This is a genomic window from Streptomyces sp. JH14 (genome assembly GCF_029428675.1).
Classification (GTDB): domain Bacteria; phylum Actinomycetota; class Actinomycetes; order Streptomycetales; family Streptomycetaceae; genus Streptomyces.
Window position 1 is genome coordinate 1858364 of the sequence record NZ_JAJNEL010000001.1, and the last position, 24522, is coordinate 1882885.

General features: G+C 71.1%; 22 protein-coding genes, 1 other RNA gene and 1 pseudogene. 13 read left to right on the top strand and 11 right to left on the bottom strand.

Annotated features, from left to right (window positions below):
• Positions 1 to 46: 46 nt before the first annotated feature.
• Positions 47 to 1576, bottom strand: coding sequence for an endo-1,4-beta-xylanase (locus LRD69_RS08395; RefSeq protein WP_277325928.1), 1530 nt, complete (start codon positions 1574 to 1576; stop codon positions 47 to 49).
• A gap of 482 nt (positions 1577 to 2058) precedes the next feature.
• Between LRD69_RS08395 and LRD69_RS08400 the strand changes: the two genes are divergently transcribed.
• Both LRD69_RS08400 and LRD69_RS08405 read left to right on the top strand, forming a co-directional pair.
• Positions 2059 to 2556, top strand: coding sequence for a hypothetical protein (locus tag LRD69_RS08400; protein ID WP_277325929.1), 498 nt, complete (start codon positions 2059 to 2061; stop codon positions 2554 to 2556).
• A gap of 107 nt (positions 2557 to 2663) precedes the next feature.
• Positions 2664 to 3020 carry a hypothetical protein gene (locus tag LRD69_RS08405; protein WP_277325930.1) on the top strand — a complete coding sequence of 119 codons (357 nt, stop codon included), beginning with the start codon at positions 2664 to 2666 and terminating at the stop codon, positions 3018 to 3020.
• Positions 3021 to 3210: 190 nt separating this feature from the next.
• Here LRD69_RS08405 and LRD69_RS08410 read toward each other — a convergent pair whose 3' ends face one another.
• Positions 3211 to 4140, bottom strand: coding sequence for an LLM class F420-dependent oxidoreductase (locus LRD69_RS08410; RefSeq protein WP_277325931.1), 930 nt, complete (start codon positions 4138 to 4140; stop codon positions 3211 to 3213).
• A gap of 218 nt (positions 4141 to 4358) precedes the next feature.
• Between LRD69_RS08410 and LRD69_RS08415 the strand changes: the two genes are divergently transcribed.
• From LRD69_RS08415 to LRD69_RS08435, 5 genes and pseudogenes are all read left to right on the top strand, one after another.
• Complete coding sequence (locus tag LRD69_RS08415) at positions 4359 to 5402, top strand: alpha/beta hydrolase (RefSeq protein WP_277325932.1); 1044 nt, start codon at positions 4359 to 4361, stop codon at positions 5400 to 5402.
• A 332-nt stretch (positions 5403 to 5734) separates the two neighbouring features.
• The gene (locus LRD69_RS08420) at positions 5735 to 6142 is read left to right on the top strand and encodes an archease (protein ID WP_277325933.1); all 408 of its coding nucleotides are present in this window, start codon (positions 5735 to 5737) and stop codon (positions 6140 to 6142) included.
• Between the two features lie 25 nt (positions 6143 to 6167).
• Positions 6168 to 7151, top strand: coding sequence for a CapA family protein (locus LRD69_RS08425; RefSeq protein WP_277325934.1), 984 nt, complete (start codon positions 6168 to 6170; stop codon positions 7149 to 7151).
• 5 nt (positions 7152 to 7156) lie between these two features.
• A complete protein-coding gene (locus LRD69_RS08430; RefSeq protein WP_346771901.1) occupies positions 7157 to 8584 on the top strand; it encodes an RtcB family protein in 1428 nt (475 codons plus the stop codon).
• Positions 8585 to 9068: 484 nt separating this feature from the next.
• Positions 9069 to 9710: pseudogene (locus tag LRD69_RS08435) on the top strand (alpha/beta family hydrolase); the annotation flags it as partial.
• A 183-nt stretch (positions 9711 to 9893) separates the two neighbouring features.
• Here the strand turns inward: LRD69_RS08435 and LRD69_RS31035 are convergent.
• Positions 9894 to 10145: a hypothetical protein gene (locus tag LRD69_RS31035; RefSeq protein ID WP_346771902.1), complete on the bottom strand. Its 252-nt coding sequence runs from the start codon at positions 10143 to 10145 to the stop codon at positions 9894 to 9896.
• Here LRD69_RS31035 and LRD69_RS31040 point away from each other — a divergent pair.
• Genes LRD69_RS31040 through LRD69_RS08450 form a run of 3 tightly spaced genes read left to right on the top strand, consistent with a single transcriptional unit; the run spans position 10138 to position 11901 of the window.
• Positions 10138 to 10341 carry an RlpA-like double-psi beta-barrel domain-containing protein gene (locus LRD69_RS31040; RefSeq protein WP_328889294.1) on the top strand — a complete coding sequence of 68 codons (204 nt, stop codon included), beginning with the start codon at positions 10138 to 10140 and terminating at the stop codon, positions 10339 to 10341. The genes LRD69_RS31035 and LRD69_RS31040 overlap by 8 nt on opposite strands.
• 11 nt (positions 10342 to 10352) lie before the next feature.
• Positions 10353 to 10967 carry a cell wall protein gene (locus tag LRD69_RS08445; RefSeq protein ID WP_277325936.1) on the top strand — a complete coding sequence of 205 codons (615 nt, stop codon included), beginning with the start codon at positions 10353 to 10355 and terminating at the stop codon, positions 10965 to 10967.
• Between the two features lie 31 nt (positions 10968 to 10998).
• Entirely contained in the window at positions 10999 to 11901 is a 903-nt protein-coding gene (locus LRD69_RS08450; RefSeq protein WP_277325937.1) for a MauE/DoxX family redox-associated membrane protein, read from the top strand.
• A gap of 390 nt (positions 11902 to 12291) precedes the next feature.
• Here LRD69_RS08450 and metG read toward each other — a convergent pair whose 3' ends face one another.
• The 4 genes from metG to LRD69_RS08470 form a co-directional block, all read right to left on the bottom strand.
• Positions 12292 to 14016: a methionine--tRNA ligase gene (metG, locus tag LRD69_RS08455; RefSeq protein WP_277325938.1), complete on the bottom strand. Its 1725-nt coding sequence runs from the start codon at positions 14014 to 14016 to the stop codon at positions 12292 to 12294.
• Positions 14017 to 14393: 377 nt separating this feature from the next.
• An RNA gene (gene rnpB, locus LRD69_RS08460) (RNase P RNA component class A) lies at positions 14394 to 14795 on the bottom strand.
• Positions 14796 to 14813: 18 nt separating this feature from the next.
• Entirely contained in the window at positions 14814 to 15404 is a 591-nt protein-coding gene (locus LRD69_RS08465) for a TetR/AcrR family transcriptional regulator (protein ID WP_277325939.1), read from the bottom strand.
• A gap of 151 nt (positions 15405 to 15555) precedes the next feature.
• Positions 15556 to 16998 (bottom strand): RNB domain-containing ribonuclease, encoded by a 1443-nt coding sequence (locus tag LRD69_RS08470; RefSeq protein ID WP_277325940.1) that lies wholly within the window; start codon positions 16996 to 16998, stop codon positions 15556 to 15558.
• 191 nt (positions 16999 to 17189) lie between these two features.
• Between LRD69_RS08470 and yaaA the strand changes: the two genes are divergently transcribed.
• Positions 17190 to 17990, top strand: a complete 801-nt coding sequence (gene yaaA, locus LRD69_RS08475; RefSeq protein WP_277325941.1) for a peroxide stress protein YaaA — start codon at positions 17190 to 17192, stop codon at positions 17988 to 17990.
• A gap of 74 nt (positions 17991 to 18064) precedes the next feature.
• Positions 18065 to 18688, top strand: a complete 624-nt coding sequence (gene eda / locus LRD69_RS08480; protein ID WP_277325942.1) for a bifunctional 4-hydroxy-2-oxoglutarate aldolase/2-dehydro-3-deoxy-phosphogluconate aldolase — start codon at positions 18065 to 18067, stop codon at positions 18686 to 18688.
• A gap of 101 nt (positions 18689 to 18789) precedes the next feature.
• Here the strand turns inward: eda and LRD69_RS08485 are convergent, their stop codons facing one another.
• From LRD69_RS08485 to LRD69_RS08500, 4 genes are all read right to left on the bottom strand, one after another.
• Complete coding sequence (locus tag LRD69_RS08485) at positions 18790 to 20040, bottom strand: bifunctional RNase H/acid phosphatase (RefSeq protein ID WP_277325943.1); 1251 nt, start codon at positions 20038 to 20040, stop codon at positions 18790 to 18792.
• Positions 20040 to 20783, bottom strand: coding sequence for a C4-type zinc ribbon domain-containing protein (locus LRD69_RS08490; protein ID WP_277329669.1), 744 nt, complete (start codon positions 20781 to 20783; stop codon positions 20040 to 20042). Before LRD69_RS08490 ends, LRD69_RS08485 begins: the two co-directional genes overlap by 1 nt.
• Complete coding sequence (locus tag LRD69_RS08495; protein WP_277325944.1) at positions 20780 to 21625, bottom strand: Nif3-like dinuclear metal center hexameric protein; 846 nt, start codon at positions 21623 to 21625, stop codon at positions 20780 to 20782. The genes LRD69_RS08490 and LRD69_RS08495 overlap by 4 nt, the downstream gene beginning before the upstream one ends.
• Positions 21626 to 21772: 147 nt before the next feature.
• Positions 21773 to 22813 carry an iron-siderophore ABC transporter substrate-binding protein gene (locus LRD69_RS08500; protein WP_277325945.1) on the bottom strand — a complete coding sequence of 347 codons (1041 nt, stop codon included), beginning with the start codon at positions 22811 to 22813 and terminating at the stop codon, positions 21773 to 21775.
• A 205-nt stretch (positions 22814 to 23018) separates the two neighbouring features.
• On the opposite strand from LRD69_RS08500, the gene LRD69_RS08505 reads away from it, so the two are divergent.
• On the top strand, positions 23019 to 24464 hold the full coding sequence (locus LRD69_RS08505) for a hypothetical protein (protein ID WP_277325946.1): 1446 nt from the start codon (positions 23019 to 23021) through the stop codon (positions 24462 to 24464).
• The last annotated feature ends 58 nt before the right edge of the window (positions 24465 to 24522 follow it).

Consider the following 24522-nt stretch of genomic DNA (forward strand, 5'->3'; position numbering starts at 1 on the left):
GCGGGTGTCGTAGGGGGAAGGAGGGCTGTACAGGTGATGCGGATCGTCAGGGTTCGATGCCCCAGGCGAGTACGCCGCCCACGTAGACGGCGACCTTCGGGGCGTCGGCGTAGGAGGTGCCGGTGGAGCGGCTGTAGTCGTCGGTCTCGTCGAAGTTCGACCAGTCGGTCTTGCTGAGCCGCAGCTGGATCTCGCCGGTGGATGCGCCCGCGGCCAGGCTGCCGCTGCCGAAGCCGACTTCCAGGTAGTGGTCGGCGCCGGCCTTCGGGGAGCTCGCGACGCTCACCCGGTGGGTGATGGTCGAGCAGCCGAGGGGGGACCAGTCGCACCATGTGCCGTACGTGGCCGCCCCGTTGTCGCCGGTGAACCAGTAGCGCACCTTCACCGTGGACAGGTCGACGGCGGTACCGCCGGTGTTCACCAGTTGGAGGGCGGGCTTGATCTGGTTGTCACCGGGGGCCGAGTCGCTGTTGCGGTACTGGGCCTTCAGCGCTCCCGGTTCACCGCCGCCTTCGTCGTCGCCGCCCAGTGCGGTGCGCACGGCAGCGTACGAGGGCTTCGGCCGGAGGTTCTCGTCGTAGAGGTTGGCCGCGCCCTGCCCCGGGAACGCGCCGGGAACCCAGGAGTACTTGTCGGTGTAGTCCCAGACCGTGATGCCGACACACCGCGCCACGGCCAGGCAGGCCTCGACGACGTTGCGGTAATAGGTGGCCTGCGTGGCCAGTTTGGTCGCGTCGGCGGGCAGCTGCATGCGTACGTCGAGCTCGGTGACGGCCACGTCGAGCCCGAGATCGGCGAAGCGCTGCAGGTTCTGCTGCATGCCGCCGGGGAAGCCGTACTGGACGGCCAGATGCCCCTGGAACCCGACGCCGTCGATCGGCACACCCTCGGCGACCAGTTCGCTCACCAGGTCGTACATGGCGTCGCTCTTCGCGCCCGGACCCTCGGTGTTGTAGTCGTTGATGTAGAGCTTGGCGTCCGGATCGGCGGCGTGCGCGGCGCGCAGCGCGGTGGCCACGTAGTCACTGCCCATGGCGTTGTAGAACGGGCTCGTACGGAAGGTCCCGTCGTCGTTGAACGGCTCGTTCACGACGTCCCAGGCGGCTACCTCACCCCGGTAGTGACCGGCCACTTCGGTGATGTGCTGCGTCATGGCCGCCTCCACCTGCGCGGCCGGCAGGGAGCCGACCCAGCCGGGCAGCTGGCTGTGCCAGACGAGCGTGTGACCCCGCACGGTCTGGCCGTGATCCCGCGCGAAGTCGGTGATCACATCGCCCTTGGCGAAGCTGAACTGCCCCTGCTGGGGCTCGGTGGTGTCCCACTTCATGGAATTGCCCGGGGTGATCTGGCCGAACTCGGACCCCAGGGTGGCGGCGTACGCGGCGTCGGGCAGCTCGGGGTTGTCGGTGGCCGAGCCGAAGTACTTGCCGTGCGCGACGGCCAGATCGTGCAGGCTGCCCTGCTCGGCCGCCACGGCCGGCGTGCCCGCCAGCGATGCGACGACGGCGCACGCCGTGAGCAACAGGCCCGGCAGCCCGCCCGGGCAGCCGGGCATGGAGCGCTTTACCAGAATCATGACATTCGCTTTCCTCAGCCGAGAACGACCGGCACATGGGTGCGCGACAGCGCCCATGCCTCCGGTTCACGTCTCGAAGGTGTGGGGTGCAGAGGGTGGGGAAGCGTGCAAGTCTTGACGGTGGGAGCGCTCCCAAGGTGGCGTGGTGATGCGCACCTGTCAAGTGTTGAATCACAACTGCCTTACGTATTCGTTAACTTGAACGCACTCGAAGAACCCCGCCGCGCCACACAACCGCAGGTCCGGGCGGCGGGACGATCCGGAATCACATGCGGCCCCGCCCTGCACGCCACGACGGCAGCCCGCACCGCATAGCGACCGGGCGATTCCCCTCTCCGGTGACGACGCGTCCGGCCCCGTGCTCCACACCCGGAAGCCCGTAGCGGAACGCGCTCATCCGAGAACAGCCGCCCATGTGACAGTCACGGCAACGTACTGGCCGAAAACCGCCCCGCGGAGACCTCGCGGGCCAGGACGCCCGAATGGCTGAACGGCCCCTGCCCGAGGGCCCGTCCGTGGCCGGCTCCAGAATCATCGCCATGTGGAGAAAAGGGAGACACGACGAGCCCGATCGCTCGCCGGCCGAACGCCTCATCGGGCCTCTGACGAAGAACATGCCAAAAGCCGGAGACTTCAGCCACGAGGCCGTCCGGCGACTCGGAAGCCCGATGCCGATGCTCGTGCAGAACAACGGCGACACACTGCTGGAGTTGTGGCTGGAGCCCTTCGGACAGGACTACTGGCTGCGCCCCGGGGAGGCAGTCATGGTCACGTCGTACGGGCACTGGGACAGCTATCCGTTCGAGACGATCCACGAACCGGATCGCATCACGGTCTGGGCCACGTCGTTCTTCGCCACGGTCACCGACACCAGTGGCAACGAAGTTCCCGGCGCACACCAGCGCCCGAAGGGAAAGTACGAGGACGTCGCCGACCGGCAGGACGGCGCCCCGGCATCACCCGAGTCGCCCCATGGGTGAGCCGGCTCCAGAAGCGTCCGCCGGCACGGCACCGACGCATGGGGCCGCCGTCCGACGGACGTCCAAGCTCCATGAACCGCCCCCGGTGACTGGGTAGGCTCGGCTCCGTGGATGACTTCCTGCCGCTGCTGCTGGTCACCGCCGCCCTTGCCGCGGTCATGGGCCTCTTTGCGTGGCTGGCATCCGTCGTTCGTCGCCGCGGTGTCGCCGGCGCGGCCATCACGGCAGCCCTGGCCTCCCACGACGAAGCGTTCCGCGTGACTGCTCACGAGGCCCACTACGAGATCCAGGCGCAAGCAGACCGCAAGACGCCGATCGAGTCGCCCGACAACTACCGTGGCAGCCCCGGAAACGACAGAGTCGGCCGACCGGCCACGGGAGAACGACGGCCTCTTCAGGGTCGTCCTCGCCGCCGGCGGCGAGGACCCGGCCGCTGGATCGACCGTCTGAAGCCCGGTCGCTGACCAAACACTGACAGAAAGCCGCTCGCGCCTCACGGCCCCTCAGCACACCCCGATGCGTGCTGGACCAGCGCCCGGAAAGTCATCGCCACCGCCGGCCGACCTGCGGTGGCGAGGCACCTACGCGGCCTGCATGTCCGTCCTCCGCCACTGGAAAAGCCCCCGACGGACCGGGGCTTCTGGAGCACAGTCCTCAGACGCCCGCCTCTCGCGCCGCCTCGTACACCTCGGCCGCCAGGTCGATCAGTTCGGTGGCATCCCGCGTCGTGGCCTGGAGGTCCAGGAGGATCTCCGGTACGCCCGTTGCCGCATGCTCCACCAGGTCCTCGACGATCTGGGCCACGCTGCCCTGGAACGGCTGCCGGTCCGCGCCTTCGAACGGCTTGGCGCTGTACGTCGCGTTGGCGCGGGCGCAGACGCCGATCTGCTGGGCCCTGCCGCGCTCGGCGGCCACGTCCTGTACCTGCTGCCACTGTCCGGCCAGCGCCGTGGCGCCCATGGCGACGGGCATCCAGCCGTCCGCCCTGTCCACCAGTCGCCGGGTGGCGCGCGGGCTGTTGGCCGGCAGATAGACAGGGATGGGGCGAACGGGCTTGGGGCCGACCTCGGCCGGCGCGATGGTGGTCAACTCCCCCTGGTACGAGACCGGGTCCGGGCCCCAGACGGCCGCGCAGACGTCCAGCAGTTCGTCCAGGACCGCACCGCGCTTCTCGAACGGGGCGACCGAGGCGGCCGCGTACTCGTCGAGGGACCAGCCGGTTCCGAATCCGGCGATCACCCGGCCGCCGCTCGCGACGTCGAGCGAGGCGAGTGAACGGGCCAGCTGGAGCGGTACGTGCAGCGGGGCGATCAGGACGCTGGTGCCGAGCCTGGCCCGTTCGGTGGCCGCGGCGGCCAGTGTGAGCGTGACGAGCGGGTCTGCGACGCTGCGGTACTGATCCGGCCACGGCAGCCCCGGTACGCCGTACAGCCCCTGGGTGGCGGGATCGGGAAAGAGCACGCGCTCGAAGACCCACAGACTCTCGTACCCGGCTTCTTCCGCCGCACGTGCCACCGCGGCCACATCGCGGCCGATGTCGTACTGCTTCATCTGCGGAAGGCCGAGACCGAGCGAGACCGGCATGCGTGCACTCCTTTACGGGGACGGCGACCCAACTACCGTATGCCACTTGCCGATTGTCCGCGGGCGCCGACGCGGACACAGGAGGGTGAATATGCCGGCCGGGAAGAAACGCGCGCATCGTCCCCGACCACTGCGCGCACGCTCAATAAAAATCACCCGCCACGTCTCTTTCGGCCGCTCGTTCAGCATGTGTCAGCGCATGAAACCTTCACAGACAGGTGAATGTCATCGACAGGCGAACGGTTTCCAGGATTCTCGCCGTGGGGGCAGCCGGGGCCTCACTGTCGGCGCTTTCGGTGACATCGGCCTCGGCCCCCGACCGGAAAAAGACCGCGGTGAGCGCCACCGGAAAGCCGGGGAACACATCCTTCGGCACGCTGAAGCAGATCGACGCCGGCGTCCTGAACGTCGGATACGCCGAGGCCGGCCCCGCCGACGGTCCCGCGGTCGTCCTGCTGCACGGCTGGCCCTACGACATTCACAGCTACGTCGACGTGGCACCTTTGCTGGCCAGGCACGGTTACCGGGTGATCGTCCCGTATCTGCGCGGCTACGGCACGACGCGTTTCCTTTCGAGCAAGACGTTCCTCAATGCTCAGCAGGCGGTGTTCGCTCTCGACCTCATCGCGCTGATGGATGCACTGAAGATCAAGAAGGCGATTCTCGCCGGCTTCGACTGGGGATCGCGGACGGCTGACATCGTCGCGGCACTCTGGCCGGAACGCTGCAAGGCGCTGGTCTCGGTGTCCGGATATCTGATCACCAACCGTGAGCGCAACAAGAAGCCGCTGGCGCCGCGGGCCGAGTGGGCGTGGTGGTATCAGTACTACTTCGCGACGGAAAGGGGCCAACTCGGCCTCGACCGGTACAGGCACGATTTTGCGAAGCTGATCTGGAAGAACGTCTCCCCGACGTGGAGTTTCGATGACGCGACGTTCCAGCGCACCGCGACAGCCTTCGACAATCCGAATTGGGTTCCCATCGTGATCCACAACTACCGCTGGCGACTCGGCCTGGCCGAGGGCGAGCCACGATTCGACGGTATCGAAAAGAAACTTGCCCAAAGTCCCGTCATCTCCCTGCCCACGATCACCCTGGACGGTGAGCGGGACCCCTTCACTCCTCCCGGCGACAGCGCCGGCTATCGCGACCGATTCACGGGAAAATACGCCCACCGGACGCTGAAGGGCATCGGTCACAACGTGCCACAGGAAGCCCCCGAAGCCTTTGCCGAGGCCGTCGTCGACGTCGACGCTCTGTGACCGGAAGGCCGGCGCATGGCCGCAGTGACGCGGTTGAGCGGGATTCCGCATGGGCCGGGGTGCCGGCACCGTCCGGCGGCGTGCGCCGGGTTCAGGTCGGCCCTGCCGGCGATCGCGTCCTGACCAGGTGCTTCGTCCCCTGCGCACGGTGACGGCGTGCGACGCCGCGTGGAGGTTGCCCCGGGGCGGTGTCCGGGACGACTCTGGAGGAGGCACGGCCTGCGGCTCCGAGACATGGCGGCAGGCTGTGCATCCGGGACGACGGAGAGGCGTCGGCCGTGGACGGTCGGGAGTCTGCGGGGAAGCAGCCCGGCGCGAGTGGCCACCGGGCTGTGCCGCACACCGCGGACATGCAGGTGGAGACGTGGTCGCCGACGGCCGAGGGCTGCATCGGTGAGGCGGTGCGCGCGGTGGTGGAGAGTTTCGCCGACATGTCCGGGGCCGCGGTCGTCGGGGAACGCGCGTACGCGGTCACTGGGGAGTCCGACGAGGACCTGCTGGTCTCCGTCCTGGAGGAGGTCGTCTACCGGATGGATGCCGACGGTGAGATCCCCTTCGACGTGGAGGTGGGACCGATCCGGTCCGCGGGGGACGGCCGGAGCCTGGCCGTCCGCTTCCGGATGGCCGATGCGGGCACAGCCGTGCCGGTCGGTGCGGTACCGAAGGCCGTTGCGCTGCACGGCCTGCTGTTGCGGGGCGGCCCCGGCGGCTGGACCTGCCGGGTGACCCTCGACGTCTGAGTGCGGGACGGGAAGGGACAGGATCATGGCGCTCACGGTGGCCCTGGCCGGCGACACCATGCTCGGGCGCGGCGTCGCCGAGGCACTGCGCCGCTCGCCGGTGCCGGGAACGCTGTTCTCCACCGGGGTCAGGGAGGCGCTCGCGGAGGCGGACCTGTTCGTGCTCAACCTGGAGTGCTGCGTCTCCGACCGCGGGCACCGCTGGCCCGACCCGCGGAAGGCCTTCTTCTTCCGCGCTCCGTCCGCCGCCGCAAGGGTGCTGGCCGAACTGGAGGTGGACTGTGTGACGCTCGCCAACAACCACGCTCTGGACTACGGGTTCGACGCCATGGCCGACACCCTCACCCTGCTGGCCGGGGCGGGCGTCCGCGCGGTCGGCGCCGGGGCGGACGTCCGCGCGGCCCGGGAGTTCGCGGTGCTGGAGGCGGGTGGTGTGCGGTTGGCGGTGGTGGGCGTCACGGACCACCCGGAGGAGTACGCAGCCGGGGCGGACCGTCCCGGTGCGGCCTGGGCCGATCTCCCCTCGGGGGTGCCCGGCTGGCTGACGGAGCTGGTGGCCCGGGCCGCTGCGGCGGCGGACGTCGTGCTGGTCACTCCGCACTGGGGTCCCAACATGACCTCCCGGCCACCGCACCATGTGGCGGCAGCGGCCCCGGAGCTTCTGGCGGCGGGCGCGACGCTGGTCGCCGGACACTCCGCCCATGTCTTCCACGGGATCGCCGACCGCATCCTCTACGACCTGGGTGACTTCGTGGACGACTACGCCGTCGACCCGGTCCTCCGCAACGACCTCGGGCTCCTCTTCCTGGTGACCCTGGACGGCCCGGATGCCGCGCACCTGGTTCCCGCCCGGGTGGAGGCCGTGCCACTGGCCCTGGACTTCTGTCACACCCGCCTGGCGAGCGGAGAGGACCTGGAGTGGATCCGCGAGCGGTTCACCACCGCCTGCGCCGAGTTCGGCACCGCCGTCGCCGACCGGACCGGACGGCTGACGGTCGACTGGAGGTGAGGGACGTGGACATCGCGCTCGTGGAGAAGAGCCCGTACCGCTTCCGTATCGAGCAGCGGGAGCCGATGCGCGTACCCGGGGTGGTGTTCGCCTCGCAGGCGCTTCTGCCGCAGGCGGCGGGGGACAAGGCGCTGGAGCAGGTGGCGAACGTGGCGACGCTGCCCGGCATCGTCCGCGCCTCCTTCGCCATGCCCGACGTCCACTGGGGCTACGGGTTCCCGATCGGCGGGGTGGCCGCCACCGACATCTCCCGGGGCGGGGTCATCTCGCCCGGTGGCGTCGGGTTCGACATCTCCTGCGGTGTACGGCTGCTGGCCGCCGGCATCGATCACGACGCGCTCGGCCGCGACCGGCTGCAGCGGCTGATGAACATCCTCGACAGCACCATCCCGCGCGGCATGGGGCGCGGCGGCCTGTGGAAGCTGTCGGGGGCCGGGGAGATCGACGAGCTGCTGGTCGGCGGCGCGCGGTACGCGGTCGAGCACGGCCACGGTGTGCCGCGCGACCTCGCGCGCTGCGAGGACTACGGCGTCCTGGACGGTGCGGCCCCGGGGCAAGTGAGCAAGCGCGCCGTCGAGCGGGGTCTCCACCAGGTGGGGAGCCTCGGCTCGGGCAACCATTTCCTGGAGGTCCAGGCGGTCGACCAGATCCTCGATCCGGCCACCGCGGCGGCATTCGGGCTGCGGGTGGGCCAGGTGTGCGTCATGATCCACTGCGGCTCGCGGGGCCTGGGGCACCAGGTGTGCACCGACCACGTCCGCGTGATGGACCAGGAACTGCACCGCTACGGCATCCAGGTTCCGGACCGGCAGCTGGCCTGCACGCCGGTCGACTCGCCGCGGGGCCAGGCCTATCTGGGGGCGATGGCGGCGGCCGCCAACTACGGCCGGGCCAACCGTCAGCTGCTGTCCGAGGCCGCCCGCCATGCCTTCGGGACGGCTGCGGGTGTCGGTCTGGAACTGGTCTACGACATCTCGCACAACACCGCCAAACTCGAGACCCACGAGGTGGACGGTGTGGCACGTCGGCTGTGCATCCACCGCAAGGGGGCGACGCGGGCGCTGCCGCCCGGCGACCCGAGCCTGCCCGATGACCTCGTCGGGGCGGGCCAGCCGGTACTGGTCCCCGGAACGATGGGTACCGCCTCGTACGTGATGGTCGGCCTGCCCGGCAACGACGCCTTCCACTCCGCCTGCCACGGCGCCGGCCGGGTCTGGAGCCGCCACCACGCGCTGCGCATGGTCCGCGGGGAACGGCTTCGCGACGACCTGGAGGCCAAGGGCATCGCCGTGCGCCCCTCCTCGTGGCGTGGTCTCGCCGAGGAGGCGCCGGAGGCGTACAAGGACGTCGACGCGGTTGCCGCCGTCACCGAGGCCGCCGGGCTCGCCCGGCTGGTCGCCCGCCTGGTGCCGCTGGGCGTCGTCAAGGGGTGAAACCGGTCCGAGGGACGCGGCCGCCCCGTGCGTGCGGTGCACACAGCCGGTGTCCGGTGGAGCGGCTGCCGGGCCGGCACGACGTGTCGACCGGTCGGCACAGGCCGTCACGGCGGGCTCCGGTGCGCGTCCTGCCAGGCTCGTGCCCGGCGGAACGCGAGTAGCGTGGAGCGTGGGTGCAGGATCGGCGAGACGGTCCGGTCGGGAGCCGAGAGCCGTGAAGACAGCGCGACGTGCCGGCCCATCGGACGACGTCGGGCGGAGGCCGCCCTCACGGGGGCCTCGAACAGCAGCGAGCGACGCGGGCGAGCCGCACCGTCGGCGAGGAGCGACCGCGAGCGGCACGCGTCTCGCCCTGGGAGCACCCGGCGCCGGTGTCCGCACGGGTTGACCGCGGCCGGCTCCTGCCGCATCGAGGAGGTGGACCATGCACTTCGTTGACCGCCCCGGCACGGGGCAGCGGCTGACGCATCCCCCGGGCGAGGACGTGGTCGTGCACGCCGGACCGGTCCGGCTCGGCGGGCAGCTGGCCGTCCCCGAAGGGGCCATGTGCGTCGTACTGTTCGCCCACGGCAGCGGCAGCAGCCGGCACAGCCCCCGCAATCGCTTCGTCGCGGCCTCGCTGAACGAGGCCGGCCTGGCCACGCTGCTGTTCGACCTCCTCACAGCGGCGGAGGAACTGGACCGCACCCACGTCTTCGACACCGCCCTGCTGGCGGGCCGCCTGACCGACGCCACCCGCTGGCTGCTCGACCGGCCCGAGGCCCAGGGCCTCGCGGTGGGCTACTTCGGCGCCAGCACCGGAGCGGCAGCCGCTCTGGGGGCGGCGGCCGAGCCGGACTCGCCGGCCGTGGCGGTCGTCTCCCGCGGCGGCCGTCCCGACCTGGCCGGGCCCCGCCTGCCGGAGGTGACCGCGCCCACCCTGCTCATCGTGGGGGGCGAGGATGACGTGGTGCTGGATCTCAACCGCCAGGCGCGGGAGCAGTTGCGCTGCGAGAGCCGGCTGGAGGTGGTCCGCGGCGCCACTCACCTGTTCGAGGAGCCGGGCGCTCTCGAGAAGGTGGCGGAGCTGGCCAGAGAATGGTTCACGGACCACCTGGAGCATGCCGAAGGAGCACAGGGCTGAACACGCGCGTCGCACGGCCGACGAGGGGCCTCGGCGATGCGGAACGAGGCCATCTATGCAACCCGCTTGTCTACGCGCATCATTGAGTTGCTTCGCTCGCACAACCATCCCCGGCCGCACCACGGGCGTCCCCGCCTCATCTCTGTGCCTGTCACGGCCGAGCCTGCACTTGTCATGCACTTGTCAGCTCCTTGGGAGGGACAACACGATGGCTTGCGGATCAACCAGCCTCTGGGCCGGTGAAACCAGTTGGTTCTGCTGCGGCAACGCCTGGGGCCCATGCGCCAGCGCCGGCGGCGGCGCCTGCGGCAACTGCCGCTCCAGCGCGAACCACGGCGCGTGGCCCAACGCCTCACAGGCCTGCTGGAACATCACCCGGCCCGACCTCTGCGGCGAGAACATCCCCAGACGCGGCTGCGGCGCGGTGATGAACATCAAGCACCAGTGCTCGGGCGCGACGGTGTGCATCACGATCACCGACTGCGGCCCGCGCACCAAGGACTGGTGCGGCGAGGCGACCTGCTGCAACGGCACCTGTCGCACCAACCGCGTCCTCGACCTGACCCCGGCCGCCTTCTCGGCGATCGGCAACCTCAGCTCCGGCAAGCTCCCGGTCTACATCTACGAGTGAGGAGGACCGACATGACCGTACGAAACGACCGGGCCGACGGGATGCGCCGCCGGCGCTTCCTCACCAATGCCGCCCTCGGCGGCGCGACCATCATCGGCGCGACCGCGCTCGGCGGCCTCGACGCCGAGGCGGCCTTCGCGGCGGAACCCTCGCTCGATCCCGCGATCACCAAGTCCACTTTCGTGGAGGGCCGCATCACGGGAATCACCGGCAGCATCCTCGAGGTCGCGGGCTCCGACGGCGGCCACTCCCGGGTGCAGATGACCAACGTCACCAGCGTGTGGAAGGTACGCGCCACCACGGCCGAGGTGATCGAGGTCGGCGACGGGCTCTACGCACGTGGCGTCCCGATGCCCGACGGCACCGTGGCCGCCGACGCGGTGTGGGTGAACATCGTGAACCTCGACACGCAGATCCGCGGCATCGCGAAGAACCGGTTGCACCTCGCCCACGGGCAGCACGAACTGGTCGGCCATGTCGCCCCGGACGCCACGGCCTCCTACGCAGGCCGCGCACTGACGTCCGACCTGTCCCGGCTGCGCATCGGGCAGAGCGCCCAGGTGCTCGGCGCCTGGCGGCCGTCCGACGACTCCGTGGACGTCGTCCGCATCTCCGTCGGGCACTGACACAGGCCCAGGGACGCAGAGAGAGGAAGAGATGCTGTCACTGACAACGGGCCTCGCCCCGCTGGTCCTTGCGGGCCTGCTCGGGTGGACCGGAGCGGTCAAGGCGTTCAGCCGGGGCACCGCACAGCAGGCACCGAAGACGGTGCTGGCCCGCATACTGCGCAGCAGTGAGCGGGCCACGTTGGTGCTGCGCGCGACCGGCGCAGGTGAACTCCTGATCGCCGCAGGTCTGCTGGTGGTCCCGGCGAACCCGGTTCCGGGAGCCGCCGCAGCGGTTCTCGGCGCGGGCTTCGTCGCCTACCTCGGCTACGGCCGGGCCGCGGCACCGGAGTCCTCCTGCGGCTGCTCGGCACGTGAGGACACCCCCGTCACCTGGCGGACGTTCGCGCGGGCGGCGGTCGTACTCGTCGGCGGAGCCACGGTGGCGGTGGCACAGGACACCTGGTGGCCGACGGTCTCCGAGCGGCCCGCCGGTGCCCTCGCCTTCCTGGCCGGGGCGGCGGCGGTTCTGGTCGCCCTCTCGGCCGACCTCGACCGGTGGTGGCTGCTGCCACTGCGCCGGACGAGGCTGCGTGTCTTCGGGCACCCGCTCCTCGGCACCGCCGCCAAGAACCAGGTGCCGGTCGCGGCGAGCGTCGAGCTCCTGGAGAACTCCCTTGCCTGGCAGGCCGCCGCACCAGTGGTCCGGTCCGCCCTGCTGGACCACTGGGAGGACGGCGGCTGGCGCATTCTCCAGTACTCGGGTGTCTACGGGGACAAGGAGCACGCGCGCCCGGTCGCGGTGGTCTTCGCACTCGACGCCACGGCCGTCCGCGACACCGGCGCCGACGCGGTCGTCCGTGTCAGCTATGTCGACGCCGACAGCGGGGAGGCGGTGGCCGTGGACGAACTGGGCGCGGTGCCGTCGCGGAAGATACTGCCGATGGCGGGCTGACACCGCTGACGGACACCTCGGCCCGCCACGGGTCCGAGGAGCGCACAAGGGCCGGACCCACGACAACCGCGGATCCGGCCCTGCTCGGAAGCGGTGGGAAAGTCCGCCGTGACCGGCTCTTTCCTTCTGGCTGCACGTGAGCGCGTACGCCGTGCCACCGTCCGCGATCGAGACTGCGACCGCCCGCCGTTGCGACGGGAGCTGGGGCATGAACACCGCAGTCACCGGTGTCGATCTCTGCGTCCTTGGCGCGTACGCATGGCCGGGCACGCGCGGCTCGGATCCGGGGCCGCGCTCCGCGACGTCGTCGCCGTCTCCCGTGCCATGGGCGGCCGTCGCGACCTGATCACCGTACCGTCGTGCAGCGGCGGTACGGCCCGCGGCGCCGGGTCAGGCCGTCCCGGCTCCGCCGAAGCGGTTACGGTAGGCGTCCAGGTCCTCTTCGGTGATCTTGGCGAACAGGACCGGCGGCACCGTGAACGCCGTACCCGCGGGGACGGCGTCGAGGGAGCGGGCCCGCTCCGGCGTCACCCATGCCGCCGTGTCGTCCGCGAGGGCGAAGGAGTCGCGCATCGCGGCGGCGGCCGCCGGGATGAACGGCTCGGAGACGACCGCGTACAGGTGGATCAGGTTCATCGCCGTACGCAGGGTCAGGGCCGCCGCTTCGGGGTCGGTCTTGATCTCCAGCCAGGGGGCCTTCTCGTCGAGGTAGGCATTGCCCGCCGACCACAGGGCGCGCAGGCTGCTCGCGGCCTTGCGGAGCTGGAGGGCCTCCGTCTGCTCCTCGTACTCGGCGAGCAGCCGCGCGATCTCCTCACCGAGCTTCGCCTCTGCCTCGCCGGCCGCGTGCCCAGCCGGGACCTCGTCGCCGAACCGCTTGCGGGAGAAGGACAGCACGCGGTTGACGAAGTTGCCGAGCGTGTCGGCCAGGTCCTTGTTGACCGTCGCGGCGAAGTGCTCCCAGGTGAACGACGAGTCGTCGGACTCGGGGGCGTTGGCGATCAGGAAGTAGCGCCAGTAGTCGGCGGGGAGGATCTCCAGAGCCGCGTCGGTGAAGATGCCGCGCTTCTGCGAGGTGGAGAACTTTCCGCCGTAGTACGTCAGCCAGTTGAAGCCCTTGACGACGTCGACCTTCTTCCACGGCTCGCGCACACCCAGCTCGGTGGCCGGGAACATCACCGTGTGGAAGGGGACGTTGTCCTTCGCCATGAACTCGGTGTACCGGACCGTGTCGTCGGCCTCGTACCACCACGACTTCCAGTCGCGGGTTCCGCCGTCCTCCGCGGCGTCGGCCCACTCCTTCGTTGCGGCGATGTACTCGATCGGGGCGTCGAACCAGACGTAGAAGACCTTGCCCTCGGCCGCCAGGTCCGGCCATGTGTCCGCCGGGACCGGGATACCCCAGTCCAGGTCACGCGTGATGGCACGGTCGTGAAGGCCCTCGGTCAGCCACTTGCGGGCGATCGAGGTGGACAGGTGCGGCCACTGCCCGCTGACGGAGGCGATCCACTCCTCCACTTCCTTCTGCAGCTTGGACTGCAGGAGGAAGAGGTGCTTGGTCTCTCGGACCTCCAGTTCCGTGGAACCGCTGATCGCCGAGCGCGGGTCGAGCAGGTCGGTGGGGTCGAGCACGCGTGTGCAGTTCTCGCACTGGTCGCCGCGGGCCTTGTCGTAGCCGCAGTGCGGGCACGTGCCCTCGACGTAGCGGTCGGGCAGGAAGCGCCCGTCGGCCGGCGAGTAGACCTGCCGGATCGCACGCTCCTCGATGAAGCCGTTCTGGTGGAGCCTGCGCGCGAAGTGCTGGGTGATCTCGGCGTTCTGCGGCGAGGAGCTGCGGCCGAAGTGGTCGAAGGACAGTGCGAAGCCGTCGTACACGGCCTTCTGCGTGTCGTGCGCCCGCGCGCAGAACTCGGCGACCGGCAGCCCGGCCTCCTTGGCCGCCAGCTCCGCGGGGGTGCCGTGCTCGTCCGTCGCGCAGATGTAGAGGACGTCGTGACCGCGCTGGCGGAGGTACCGGGAGTACACATCCGCAGGAAGCATGGACCCGACCATGTTGCCCAGGTGCTTGATCCCGTTGATGTACGGCAGCGCGCTGGTGATCAGGTGTCGAGCCATCCTCGGATGCTCCCATTCGTACGTACGGCGCCGGTGGCGCGGCCACGGCGTACCCAGGTCGGAGGACTGCCGCCCACGCGACCACCGAGGTCGCTGCAAAGCATCACAGAGCATGACGTAAAGGGCGTTACAGGCCTCCGCCATCGTATCGAACGGGCCTGCTGCCGTTCCCCTGGATTTCGCGGCCCCGCACGGCACCGGCACGGCACTGGGCCGAGCGAGTCCCAGACGGTCGAGGCGGTCCTCGTCCCAAACCGGGCGGAACTGTGAGCCGTCGTCAGATCCGGTCGACGAGATTGCGAGGTACGGCGTCACCATGGTCACCGAGCGGAGAGCAGGCATAAAAAAAATGCCCTGACCTGGGAAGGTCAGGGCGGCAGACGAGTCGGCCTGTACGCCGGGTTCTGTCGCCCGGTCGCCTCGCGGCGGCCGGGGAGACGGCCATCCATCTAGGACCGGCATTGCTGCCGGTCTCGTGCGGTCTACCCGCGAACTCGGGCGGGCAGCCCTCGGTCGTTCGCGCAGAGCCGTCGTACGACGGCCCCTCTTGACCTTGCTCCGGGTGGGGTTTACCTAGCCGCCTGAGTCGCCTCAGGCGCTGGTGGTCTCTTACACCACCGTTTCACCCTTACCGGAGACCGAAATCTCCGGCGGTCTGTTTTCTGTGGCACTGTCCCGCGGGTCACCCCGGGTGGCCGTTAGCCACCACCCTGCCCTGTGGAGCCCGGACGTTCCTCGGGAGGTTCCGAAGATCCTCACGCGGCCGTCCGGCCGGCTCGTCTGCCGTGTCGACCATGCTACCCGGATGCGCGGGACGCCTCGGACGGAGCTGATCGGACGAACGCTGCGATGCCTGCGGACCAGGCCGCCGTCAGGTCGGCGCCCGGGGGAAACCGGCCGTTGAGTTCCAGGACCACCATGCCGTGCGCGAACGCCCAGGCCGCCCGTGCCCGCTCCTGGTCGCCGTCGACCGCGCGGGAGAGCGGGGCCGCGGCGCGTTCCTGCAGACCGGGAGGGAGCGCCGTCGCGTCCACGGGGCGTGCGGTGGTGAGGAGGTAGAGGTGGGGGTGGGCCAGGGCGTAGGCGCGGTACGCGGTGGCGAGGGCCGGGAACGACCCGGGGTCGACGGACTCGGCCGCTTCCAGCGTCTCGGCCGTCTCCCGCAGCACCTCGCCGGCCAGGGCCGTCAGGACGGAGGACTTGTCCGGAAAGTGCTTGTAGAGGGACGGAGCCGTGATCCCGATGCTGTCGGCGAGCCGGCGCATCGTGAGGGCTTCCGGGCCTTCCGCCTCCAGGAGCGTGCGCGCGGCGGCGATGATCTGACGGCACCGGTCCGTCGCATGGCCCAGGACGCGGCCCGCCGTGGGGGCCGTGACATGTTCAGTCACGCGGGAAGCCTTCCTTCGTACGGAGTCCGCCGGAGTACCCCGGAGTCCGTGGAGCCTGTCGGAGCCCGTTGCCGAAGGCGTGATCGTACGAGATGGCGGGCGCGGCAGCCGCACGGCACCCCGCCCCCGACCGTCCGCGCCGTCGCCGCGCTCATGCGGGGGCGAACAGGACCTTCGCCGTGCCCGGGTCCGCCTGGGTGAGGCGGACCCTGAGGCGTTCGCCCAGGGGGAGTTCGGTTGTGCCGCCGTTGATGCGGGCCACGACGGCGGGCTGCTCGATGTGGACCGTGCCGATCGTGGGTTCCTCGTCCTGTACGTCGACCACGTACCCGTCGAAGACCGCGCCCACCTGGTCGCTGAGGAGTGCCGCCTCGACCAGGTCGACGCACTCGCGCTCCACCGAGTTGGCGCGCTGGGTGCCTTCGCCCATTTCCTTCGGAAGCCCGGGAAGGGCGGCCATCACCCACTCGGGTGGGGGCTGGTCGGCGACCGCCGCGACGCACAGCTCGGCCGCGTACCGGTCGACGAGGCGGCGCAGCGGCGCCGTGCAGTGCGTGTAGAGGTCGGCGACGGCGGCGTGGACGGCGGGGGTGGGGAGGTCGCCGTGGTCGAACACCGTGTAGCCGGCGCCGCGCAGCAGCGTGGTGCACTCCTGGAGGAACGCGGCGTGCCCGGCCTTCTTCGGGTCGAGTGCGCGGACCAGCTGGGCGTACGGCACGTGGTGCGGCCAGTCGATGTGGAGCGCTTCGGCCGAGCGGCGCAGACGGGCGACGGCGCCGTCCGGGGCCACCGGGAGCGTGCGCAGGATGCCGGTGCCCGACTCGGCCATCAGCCGGGCCGCGGCCATGCCCGTGAGGAGAGAGATCTGGGCGTTCCAGCCGTCGGCGGGCAGCGGGGCGCGGTACTCCAGCCCGTACGTACCGTCACGCTGGACGATCTCCTGCTCGGGCACGTCGAGCGAGATGCCGCCGCGGGCGATCTCCTGCTCCTCGCGGAGCCGGCCGACGACCTCCAGCAGTGCGAGGGGTTCTTCGGCGGTGCCCGCGTCGATCTGCCGCTGGACGTCCGCGTAGTTCAGCTTGGCCCTGCTCCGGATCATGGCCCGCCGTACGTCGGTGGCGACCGCACCGCCCTCCGCGTCGAGGTCGATCCGCCAGAGCAGCACGGGGCGGGTCTGCCCGGCGAGGAGGCTGGCGGCGCCTTCGGAGAGGAGGGTGGGGTGCAGTGGCACCTTTCCGTCGGGGAAGTAGAGCGTCGTCACGCGGCGGTGGGCCTCGGTGTCGAGGGCACCGCCGGGGCGTACGAAGGCGGCGACGTCGGCGATGGCGTAGTGCACGCGGAAGCCGTGCGGTCGGCGTTCGAGGTACATCGCCTGGTCGAGGTCGGTGGACGTGGGCGGGTCGATGGTGAAGAAGGGGACGTCCGTCACGTCCTGGTGTCCGGTCAGGACGAGGGACTTCGCCGCCTGCTCCGCCTCCGCGAGAACCTCGGGTGCGAAGTCGGCGGGCAGTCCGAGCTCGGTGCGCAGTTCGCGCAGGGCCGCCCTCAGCGGGGTGTCGGCTGCGCCGGTCATGTGGAGATGGCGGCGGGGCATGGACCGAGCGTATGGCGGGGCGGGGTGGGCGGCATCCCGGATGGGGGCCGATGCCTTGGGCCGCGGGGGTGGTCGGGTGCCGACCGGTGCGGGGCCGGGGGCCGGGGCGTGCGGGGTGCCCGTCCCCGTACGCTGGCGTGACGGCCTGTGCAGTTCTGGGCCCTTCCCCGTTCGTACGAAGGAGAACCGCCGTGCTCGTGCTGTTGCCGCCCTCCGAAGGAAAGGCCGCCTCGGGGCGCGGAGCACCCCTGAAGCCGGAGTCGCTGTCCCTGCCGGGGCTCGCGGCGGCGCGGGCGGCGGTCCTGGACGAGCTGGTCGAGCTGTGTACGGCGGACGAGGAGAAGGCCCGGGAGGTGCTCGGGCTGAGCGACGGGCTGCGCGGCGAGATCGCGAAGAACGTCGTGCTGCGGACGGCGGGGACCCGGCCGGCCGGGGAGATCTACACCGGGGTGCTGTACGACGCACTGGACCTGGCCTCCCTGGACACCGCGGCCCGGCGGCGGGCCGGGAAGTCGCTGCTGGTCCTCTCCGGGCTGTGGGGCGCCGTGCGGGTGGGCGACCGGATCCCGTCGTACCGCTGCTCGATGGGGGTGAAGCTGCCGGGGCTCGGTGCGCTGGGTGCGCACTGGCGTGCGTCGATGGCCGAGGTCATGCCGGAGGTGGCCGGGGACGGGCTCGTACTGGACCTGCGGTCGTCCGCGTACACGGCGGCGTGGAAGCCGAAGGGGGCGGTGGCGGAGCGCACGGCGAGTGTGCGGGTGCTGCACTCCCAGGTGGTGGACGGGGTGGAGAAGCGTTCCGTGGTCAGCCACTTCAACAAGGCCACCAAGGGGCGGATGGTCCGCGACCTGCTGCAGTCGGGGGCGCAGCCGAAGGGGCCCGCGCAACTGGTGGACGTGTTGCGGGAGCTGGGATACGTCGTGGAGGCGGAGGCTCCCGGGCGGGCGGGGCGGGCGTGGTCGCTCGATGTGGTCGTGACGGAGATTCACTGACGCACAGATGAAGGGCGTTGCAACATGCGCAACGCTCGTTGCGTAGGGTGCGGTGGACGCGGCAAGATGAACCCATGACCTCCCCCTCGGTGCTGAACCTTGCCCCTGTTGTCCCCGTCGTCGTCCTGGAGGACGCCGCCGACGCGGTGCCGCTCGCCCGGGCCCTGGTCGCGGGCGGGCTCCCGGCCATCGAGGTGACGTTGCGGACCGCTGCGGCGCTGGACGCGATCGAGGCGATCGCGGCCGAGGTGCCGGACGCGGTCGTGGGCGCGGGCACGGTGATCTCCGCACGGAACGTCGCCGACACGGTGGCGGCCGGGGCACGGTTCCTGGTCAGCCCCGGCTGGACGGACTCCCTGCTGGACGCGATGAAGGCGGCCGAAGTGCCGTTCCTGCCGGGGGTCTCGACGACGTCCGAGGTCGTCGCGCTGCTGGAGCGCGGCGTCACCGAGATGAAGTTCTTCCCGGCGGAGGCGGCGGGCGGTACGGCGTACCTGAAGGCGCTGTCCGCACCGCTCCCCCAGGCCCGGTTCTGCCCGACGGGCGGCATCACGCCCGCCTCGGCGCCGACCTACCTGGCACTGCCGAACGTCGACTGCGTGGGCGGCAGTTGGATGGTGCCGGGGGATGCGCTGGCGGCCAAGGACTGGGCGCGGGTGGAGCGGTTGGCGGGCGAGGCGGCGGCCTTGCGGGGCTGATCCCTCCCCCGTCGGGGGTACCGGCTTCACCTGGACTCGGGGTGCCCCCGGCGAGGCGGAAGCCGGAGCGCCTCACGCCCCCACCCGGGAAGCCCCGGTCCCTACCGCAGGTGCGACGTGTCGTTCAGCAGACGCAGGGAGGCGTTGCCGTCCGCGTAGTACGCCACCGCCGACAGCGACGCCGCCGAGAGCTCCATCCGGAACAGGGATTCCGGCGGGGCTCCCAGGGCCAGGCGGACCAGGGTCTTGATCGGGGTCACGTGGGTGACCAGGAGCACCGTGCGGCCTGCGCAGCGGGTGGTCAGGCGGTCCCGGGTGGCCGAGACCCGGCGGGCAACCTCGGCGAAGCTCTCGCCGCCGCCCGTGGGGGGCGTTCGCGTGGAGGCGAGCCAGGCGTCCAGGTCGGCGCCGTGACGTTCACGGACCTCGGCGAACGTCAGGCCCTCCCACGCCCCGAAGTCCGTCTCGCGCAGGCCGTCCTCGATCTGGACGGGCAGGCCCAGTCGGGCCCCCACCGTCGCCGCTGTTTCGCGGCAGCGCCGCAGCGGGGAACTGATGATCTCCTGGATGGTGCCGCGGGCGGCGAGGGACTCCGCCACACGTTCGGCCTGGTGGCGGCCGGCTGCCGAGAGCTCCGGGTCGCTGCCGCCACTGCCCGAGAACCGCTTCTCCGGCGTGAGGGCCGTCTCGCCGTGCCGGAGCAGGACGAACGTGGCCGGTGCGCCGAGGTCCGCGGTGGCGCTCCAGCCGACCTGCGGGGTGGCCGCGGGCTCGCGGCGGGTGGACATCGCCGCCCGTGCCTTCGCCGCGCCCGCCGCCGCGTCACCGGGCGGACCCTCGACCGGCGGCAGGTCGAGGGCGGGCGCACGGGGCGTGTCGAGGGCGGCCGTCGACGCCGACGGCTCCCACTGCTTGCCCCGCTTGCCCGCGTCCATCGCCTCGTTGGCGAGCCGGTCCGCGTGCTTGTTCTTCTCGCGTGGGATCCACTCGTAGGTGACCGCGGACGCCGGAAGAATCCGCGCCGCCTCCGCCGCGAGCGGCTTCATGTCGGGGTGCTTGATCTTCCAGCGGCCCGACATCTGTTCCACGACCAGTTTGGAGTCCATCCGGACGCGCACCTGCAGCGCACCGTCCGCCGACGCGTCCGGCACCAGCGCCTTCGCGGCCTTCAGGCCGGCGATGAGGCCCTTGTACTCGGCCACGTTGTTCGTCGCGACGCCGATGTACTCGGCGGCCTCGGCGAGGGTCTCCCCCGTCACCTGGTCGATCACGACCGCGCCGTAACCGGCGGGCCCCGGGTTGCCCCGGGAGCCGCCGTCGGCCTCGATGACGAACTGGCGGGACTGCGTCATTACAGGCCCGACTCCGCCGTACGGACCAGAATGCGGTGGCAGTTCTCGCAGCGCAGCACCGTGTCCGGGGACGCCGCCTTCACGTCGTTGACCTCGGTGATGTTCAGCTCCAGCCGGCAGCCCTCGCAGCGGCGCTGGTACAGGCGCGCGGCGCCCACCCCGCCCGACTGGGCGCGGAGCCGGTCGTACAGCTTGAGCAGGTCCGCCGGTACGGAGCCGGCGACGATCTCGCGCTCCTTCGTGACGCTCGCGGTCTCCTCGTCGAGCGCACGCGTCGCGACGTCCCGGCGCTCGGTCGCGTCGTCGACCTTGGCCTGGACGGCGGAGACGCGTGCGGTCAGCTCGGTGACGCGCTCCTGCGCGGACTCGCGGCGCTCCATGACTTCGAGGACGACGTCCTCCAGGTCGCCCTGGCGCTTGGCCAGCGAGGCGATCTCGCGCTGCAGGCTCTCCAGGTCCTTCGGCGAGGTGATCGCGCCGGAGTCCAGCCGCTGCTGGTCGCGGACGGCGCGCTGGCGCACCTGGTCGACGTCCTGCTCCGCCTTGGTCTGCTCGCGGGCGGTGTCGCTCTCCTCGGTCTGCGAGGCGACCAGCAGGTCTCGGAGTTGGGCGAGGTCGGCCGTGAGCGACTCGATCTCGGTGTGCTCGGGCAGCGACTTTCGCTTGTGGGCGAGCTGCGACAGCCGTACGTCGAGGGCCTGGACGTCGAGAAGTCGGATCTGGTCGGCGGGCGCGGCGTTCAGTTGGGGGCTCCAGAAGAGTGGTGGGTGGTCCAGGGGTCGGTGACCTGCTTCGAGACATGGACCCGCAGGCCCCATCCGTGGCGGTCGGAAATCGCGTCGAGCTGCGCGGCGGCCTGTTCGCACCAGGGCCATTCGGTGGCCCAGTGCGCGGCGTCGATCAGGCCGATCGGGGACTGCTGAACGGCCTCGGAGGCCGGGTGGTGGCGCAGATCAGCGGTGAGGAAGGCGTCGACGCCCGCGGCGCGCACCGCGTCGAAAAGGCTGTCGCCGGAGCCGCCGCTGACCGCGACGGTACGCACGACGGCTTCCGGGTCGCCGGCCATGCGGATGCCCTGCGCGGTGGCGGGCAGCCGGGCCGCGGCGCGGGCGGCGAACTCGCGCAGGGTCTCGGGGTGGTCCAGTTCGCAGATCCGGCCGAGGCCGCGAAGGCCCTTGGGGTCGGTCGGGTCCGGGACGAGGGGGCCGGTGACGCGCAGGTCCAGGGCGCCGGCGAGGGCGTCGGAGACTCCGGGCTCGGCGGTGTCGGCGTTGGTGTGCGCGACGTGCAGGGCGATGTCGTGCTTGATGAGGGTGTGCACGACCCGGCCCTTGAAGGTGTCGGCGGCGACGGTCGTCGTCCCCCGCAGATAGAGCGGGTGATGGGTGACGATCAGTTGGGCGCCGAGCTTGATCGCCTCGTCGGCGACCTCCTGGACGGGGTCGACGGCGAAGAGCACGCGGTCGACCTCGGCGGCCGGATTGTCGATGTCTCCGCAGACCGTGCCGACCGCGTCCCACCCCTCGGCCCGCGCGGGGGGCCACAGGGCGTCGAGCGCGGCGAGGACTTCAGACAGACGGGGCACGGAGGAAAGGCTACCTTCCGTCCGTGCCCCGCTGCCCATGACTGCGATGGCCTGTGGATACCTGTGGGTGACCCGCGACCGGCCGGCCGCATTCGGTCACGTGCCGTCACGTACCGTTCCGGTGGCGGTCACCGCTGTGCGCGGTCGCTACTTGACCAGGTCCGCGCGCAGGTCGTCGAGGACCATGTTCGCCGCCGTGACACCGAGGCCGAGGTACCAGGTCTCGTCCGGGACGTCCTTCGCCCGGCCCTCCTTGACCGCCTTCAGGTTCTTCCACAGCGGGTTGGACTGGGTGGTGTCGCGCTTGGTGGCCTTCGGGTCGCCGTAGACACCGGTGAAGATCCAGTCGGCGTCCGCCTCGTCGATCTTCTCCGGGCTGATCTCCGCGGCCAGGTCGTTGATCTGCTGGTTCTTGGGCCGCGGCAGACCGGCGTCCTCGAGAATCGTGCCGATGAACGACGCCTTGGCGTAGAGACGGATCCGGTCCGGCAGGTAGCGGACCATGGAGATGGTCGGCTTGTCGGGGCCGATGTCCTCGCCGAGCTTCGCGGCGTTCTTCTCGTACGCGGCCAGCTCGCTCTTCGCCTTGGCGGTCTTGTCCAGCGCCGCCGCGTTGAGGAGGTAGTTCTCCTTCCAGGTGAAGCCAGGACGGATGGAGAACACGGTCGGCGCGATCTTGGAGAGCTGGTCGTACTTGTCGGCGGCACGCAGCTGGCTGCCGAGGATCAGGTCCGGCTTCAGCCCCGCGATCGCCTCGAGGTTGAGGTTGTTGATCGTGCCGACGTTCTTCGGGTCGCCCGCGTCCTTCTTCAGGTACGAGGGAATGGCCGCGTCACCCTCGGAGGGGGCGTAACCGACCGGCTTCACACCGAGTGAGACGACGTTGTCGAACTCGCCGACGTCCAGCACGACGACCCGCTTCGGCGCGGACTTGAGCTCGGTCTTGCCCATGGCGTGGGTGAGGGTCCGCGGGAACTGGCCCGCCGCGGCGTCCGTCCCGTACCCGGCCGTCTTCTTCGCCGCGTCGCCGAAGTCCTTGCCGCCCGTCGCGACGGCCGCCTTCTGGTCGCCGCCGGACTTGGCCGAGTCGTCCGTCTTCCCGCTGTCGTCGCTGCCGCATGCCGAGAGGGCGAGGGCGGCGGCAACTGCCAGGCCGACTGCTGCGGTGCTGCGGCGTCGTATCGACATCACGTACTCACTTGCTCCAGTTGAAGGACTCACAGGGAATGCTTAGGAATGCCTAACCTTAGCTATCCGCCAGGTCGGGAGCACAACCGCCCCCTCACTCTCAGGTGAATGCGGGCATCGCCACCCTTATGTGTGAAGTGGCAGTGCCCGTGTTGTCCGGCAGGAAGTGCGAAAACTAGCTTCGGTTGCCGGAGGTGACGAGCACATGACTGCCTGTGCCATCGAGGGCGAGACCACCGGGGCCGCCACGACGGTGAGCCTCACGTCGGAAGAGGCGGGAGAAGTGGAAGAACCCGAGAGGCGGGAGACGGCGGAGGCATCCGCAGGGCGGGAGAAGGCCGGGGGGCCACGGGGGTCATCGGGGGCGGAGAGGCCCGAGGGGGTGGGTGCGCCCGCACGGGCGGACGCGTCCGCAGGGGCGAAGGCGCCCGCGGGAGACGGCGGGCCGGGCGAGACGGCTGAGCCGGGTGCCCCTGGCGGGCCGGGCGCCCTGGCTACGGCCAGTGCTGCCGGTGGAGTCGCCGCACGGGCCGGCACGTTCACCATCGCCGCCGACGGTTCGTACGCCGCACGGCTCACACGCTCCGGAGCGGCCGGCGCCGCCTCCTGGTTCCCCGAGCGCTGGACACTCGACGGGTACGAGCCGTACGCCGTGCCGCTCCCCCTCGGACAGCCGGAGGAACCGGACTCCGAGGTACTGCCGCTCTCCGACGGCCGCGTACTGATCCGGCGGCGGGTGGCGGACCGTCACACCTTCTCGCTGCTCTATCCGACCGGCCCCGGGACGGGCGAACTGCCGCTCGGTGCCGTCGAATGCGTGAACGACGCGCCCCTGACCCTGCTGCCGCCCTCTCCGGACGGCTCGCATGCGTACGCGCTTTCGGTCGGGGAACAGTCGACCGCCGTCTGGCTGGTGGCCGGCGGGGTGTTCGGGCCGGAGCGCGTCGCCGATATTCCGGGGCGGTGCTCCGGCGGGGCGTGGCTGGACCGGACGGGGCACATGCTGGCCCTGGACCGGGAGCCGGTGGGCGGCGGGCCCGTGAAGGCGGTCGCCGTGGACCTGGGGCGGGGCGGCGAGGTGACGCCGCTGCTGCAGATCGCGCCGGACAGCAACGACCGGCTGCTGCTCGCCGAACCGGACAGCGGGCTGCTGCTGATCCGCTCCGACGCGCCGGGACACGACCGGCTCGGGTGGGGCGTGCTCGGCAGCTCCCTGCCGGTGCGCTTCCCGGAGTGTCTGCGGCCCGCGGATGTGGCGGTGACGCCGTTCGCCGTGCAGCCGGGGCAGGTGCTGATGCCGGAGAGCTGTGCGGTGGCGCTGCGGATCGACGGGGCGGCCGGCAGCTGGGTCGGGGTGTGGCGCCCGGCGGGGCGTCGGCTGCATCAACTCCCGGTTCCCGAGGGGTGGCTGGCCGGGTCGGGGCTGTGGACCAGGGACGGTGTGCTCAAGCTGCCGTACGCGAACGGGGACGTGCCGTGCGGGGTGGCCCTGGTGGCGGCGCCGGTGGACGAGAAACCCGGCGTCGGGCCGGCGTGGGTGGCGGCCGCGGAAAGCGGTATGCAACCGTCCGCGGCTGCCACGCCTCCTGCAGTGTGTAAGCCGGTTCCCCTGGGGCAGGCGCCTCTCGTGGGGCGTACGGCTCCCGTCTAGGATTCCGGGCCTGGGGGCTACGCAGCCAATCGGGGCGGTTGCCGACGGTGACCGCGTC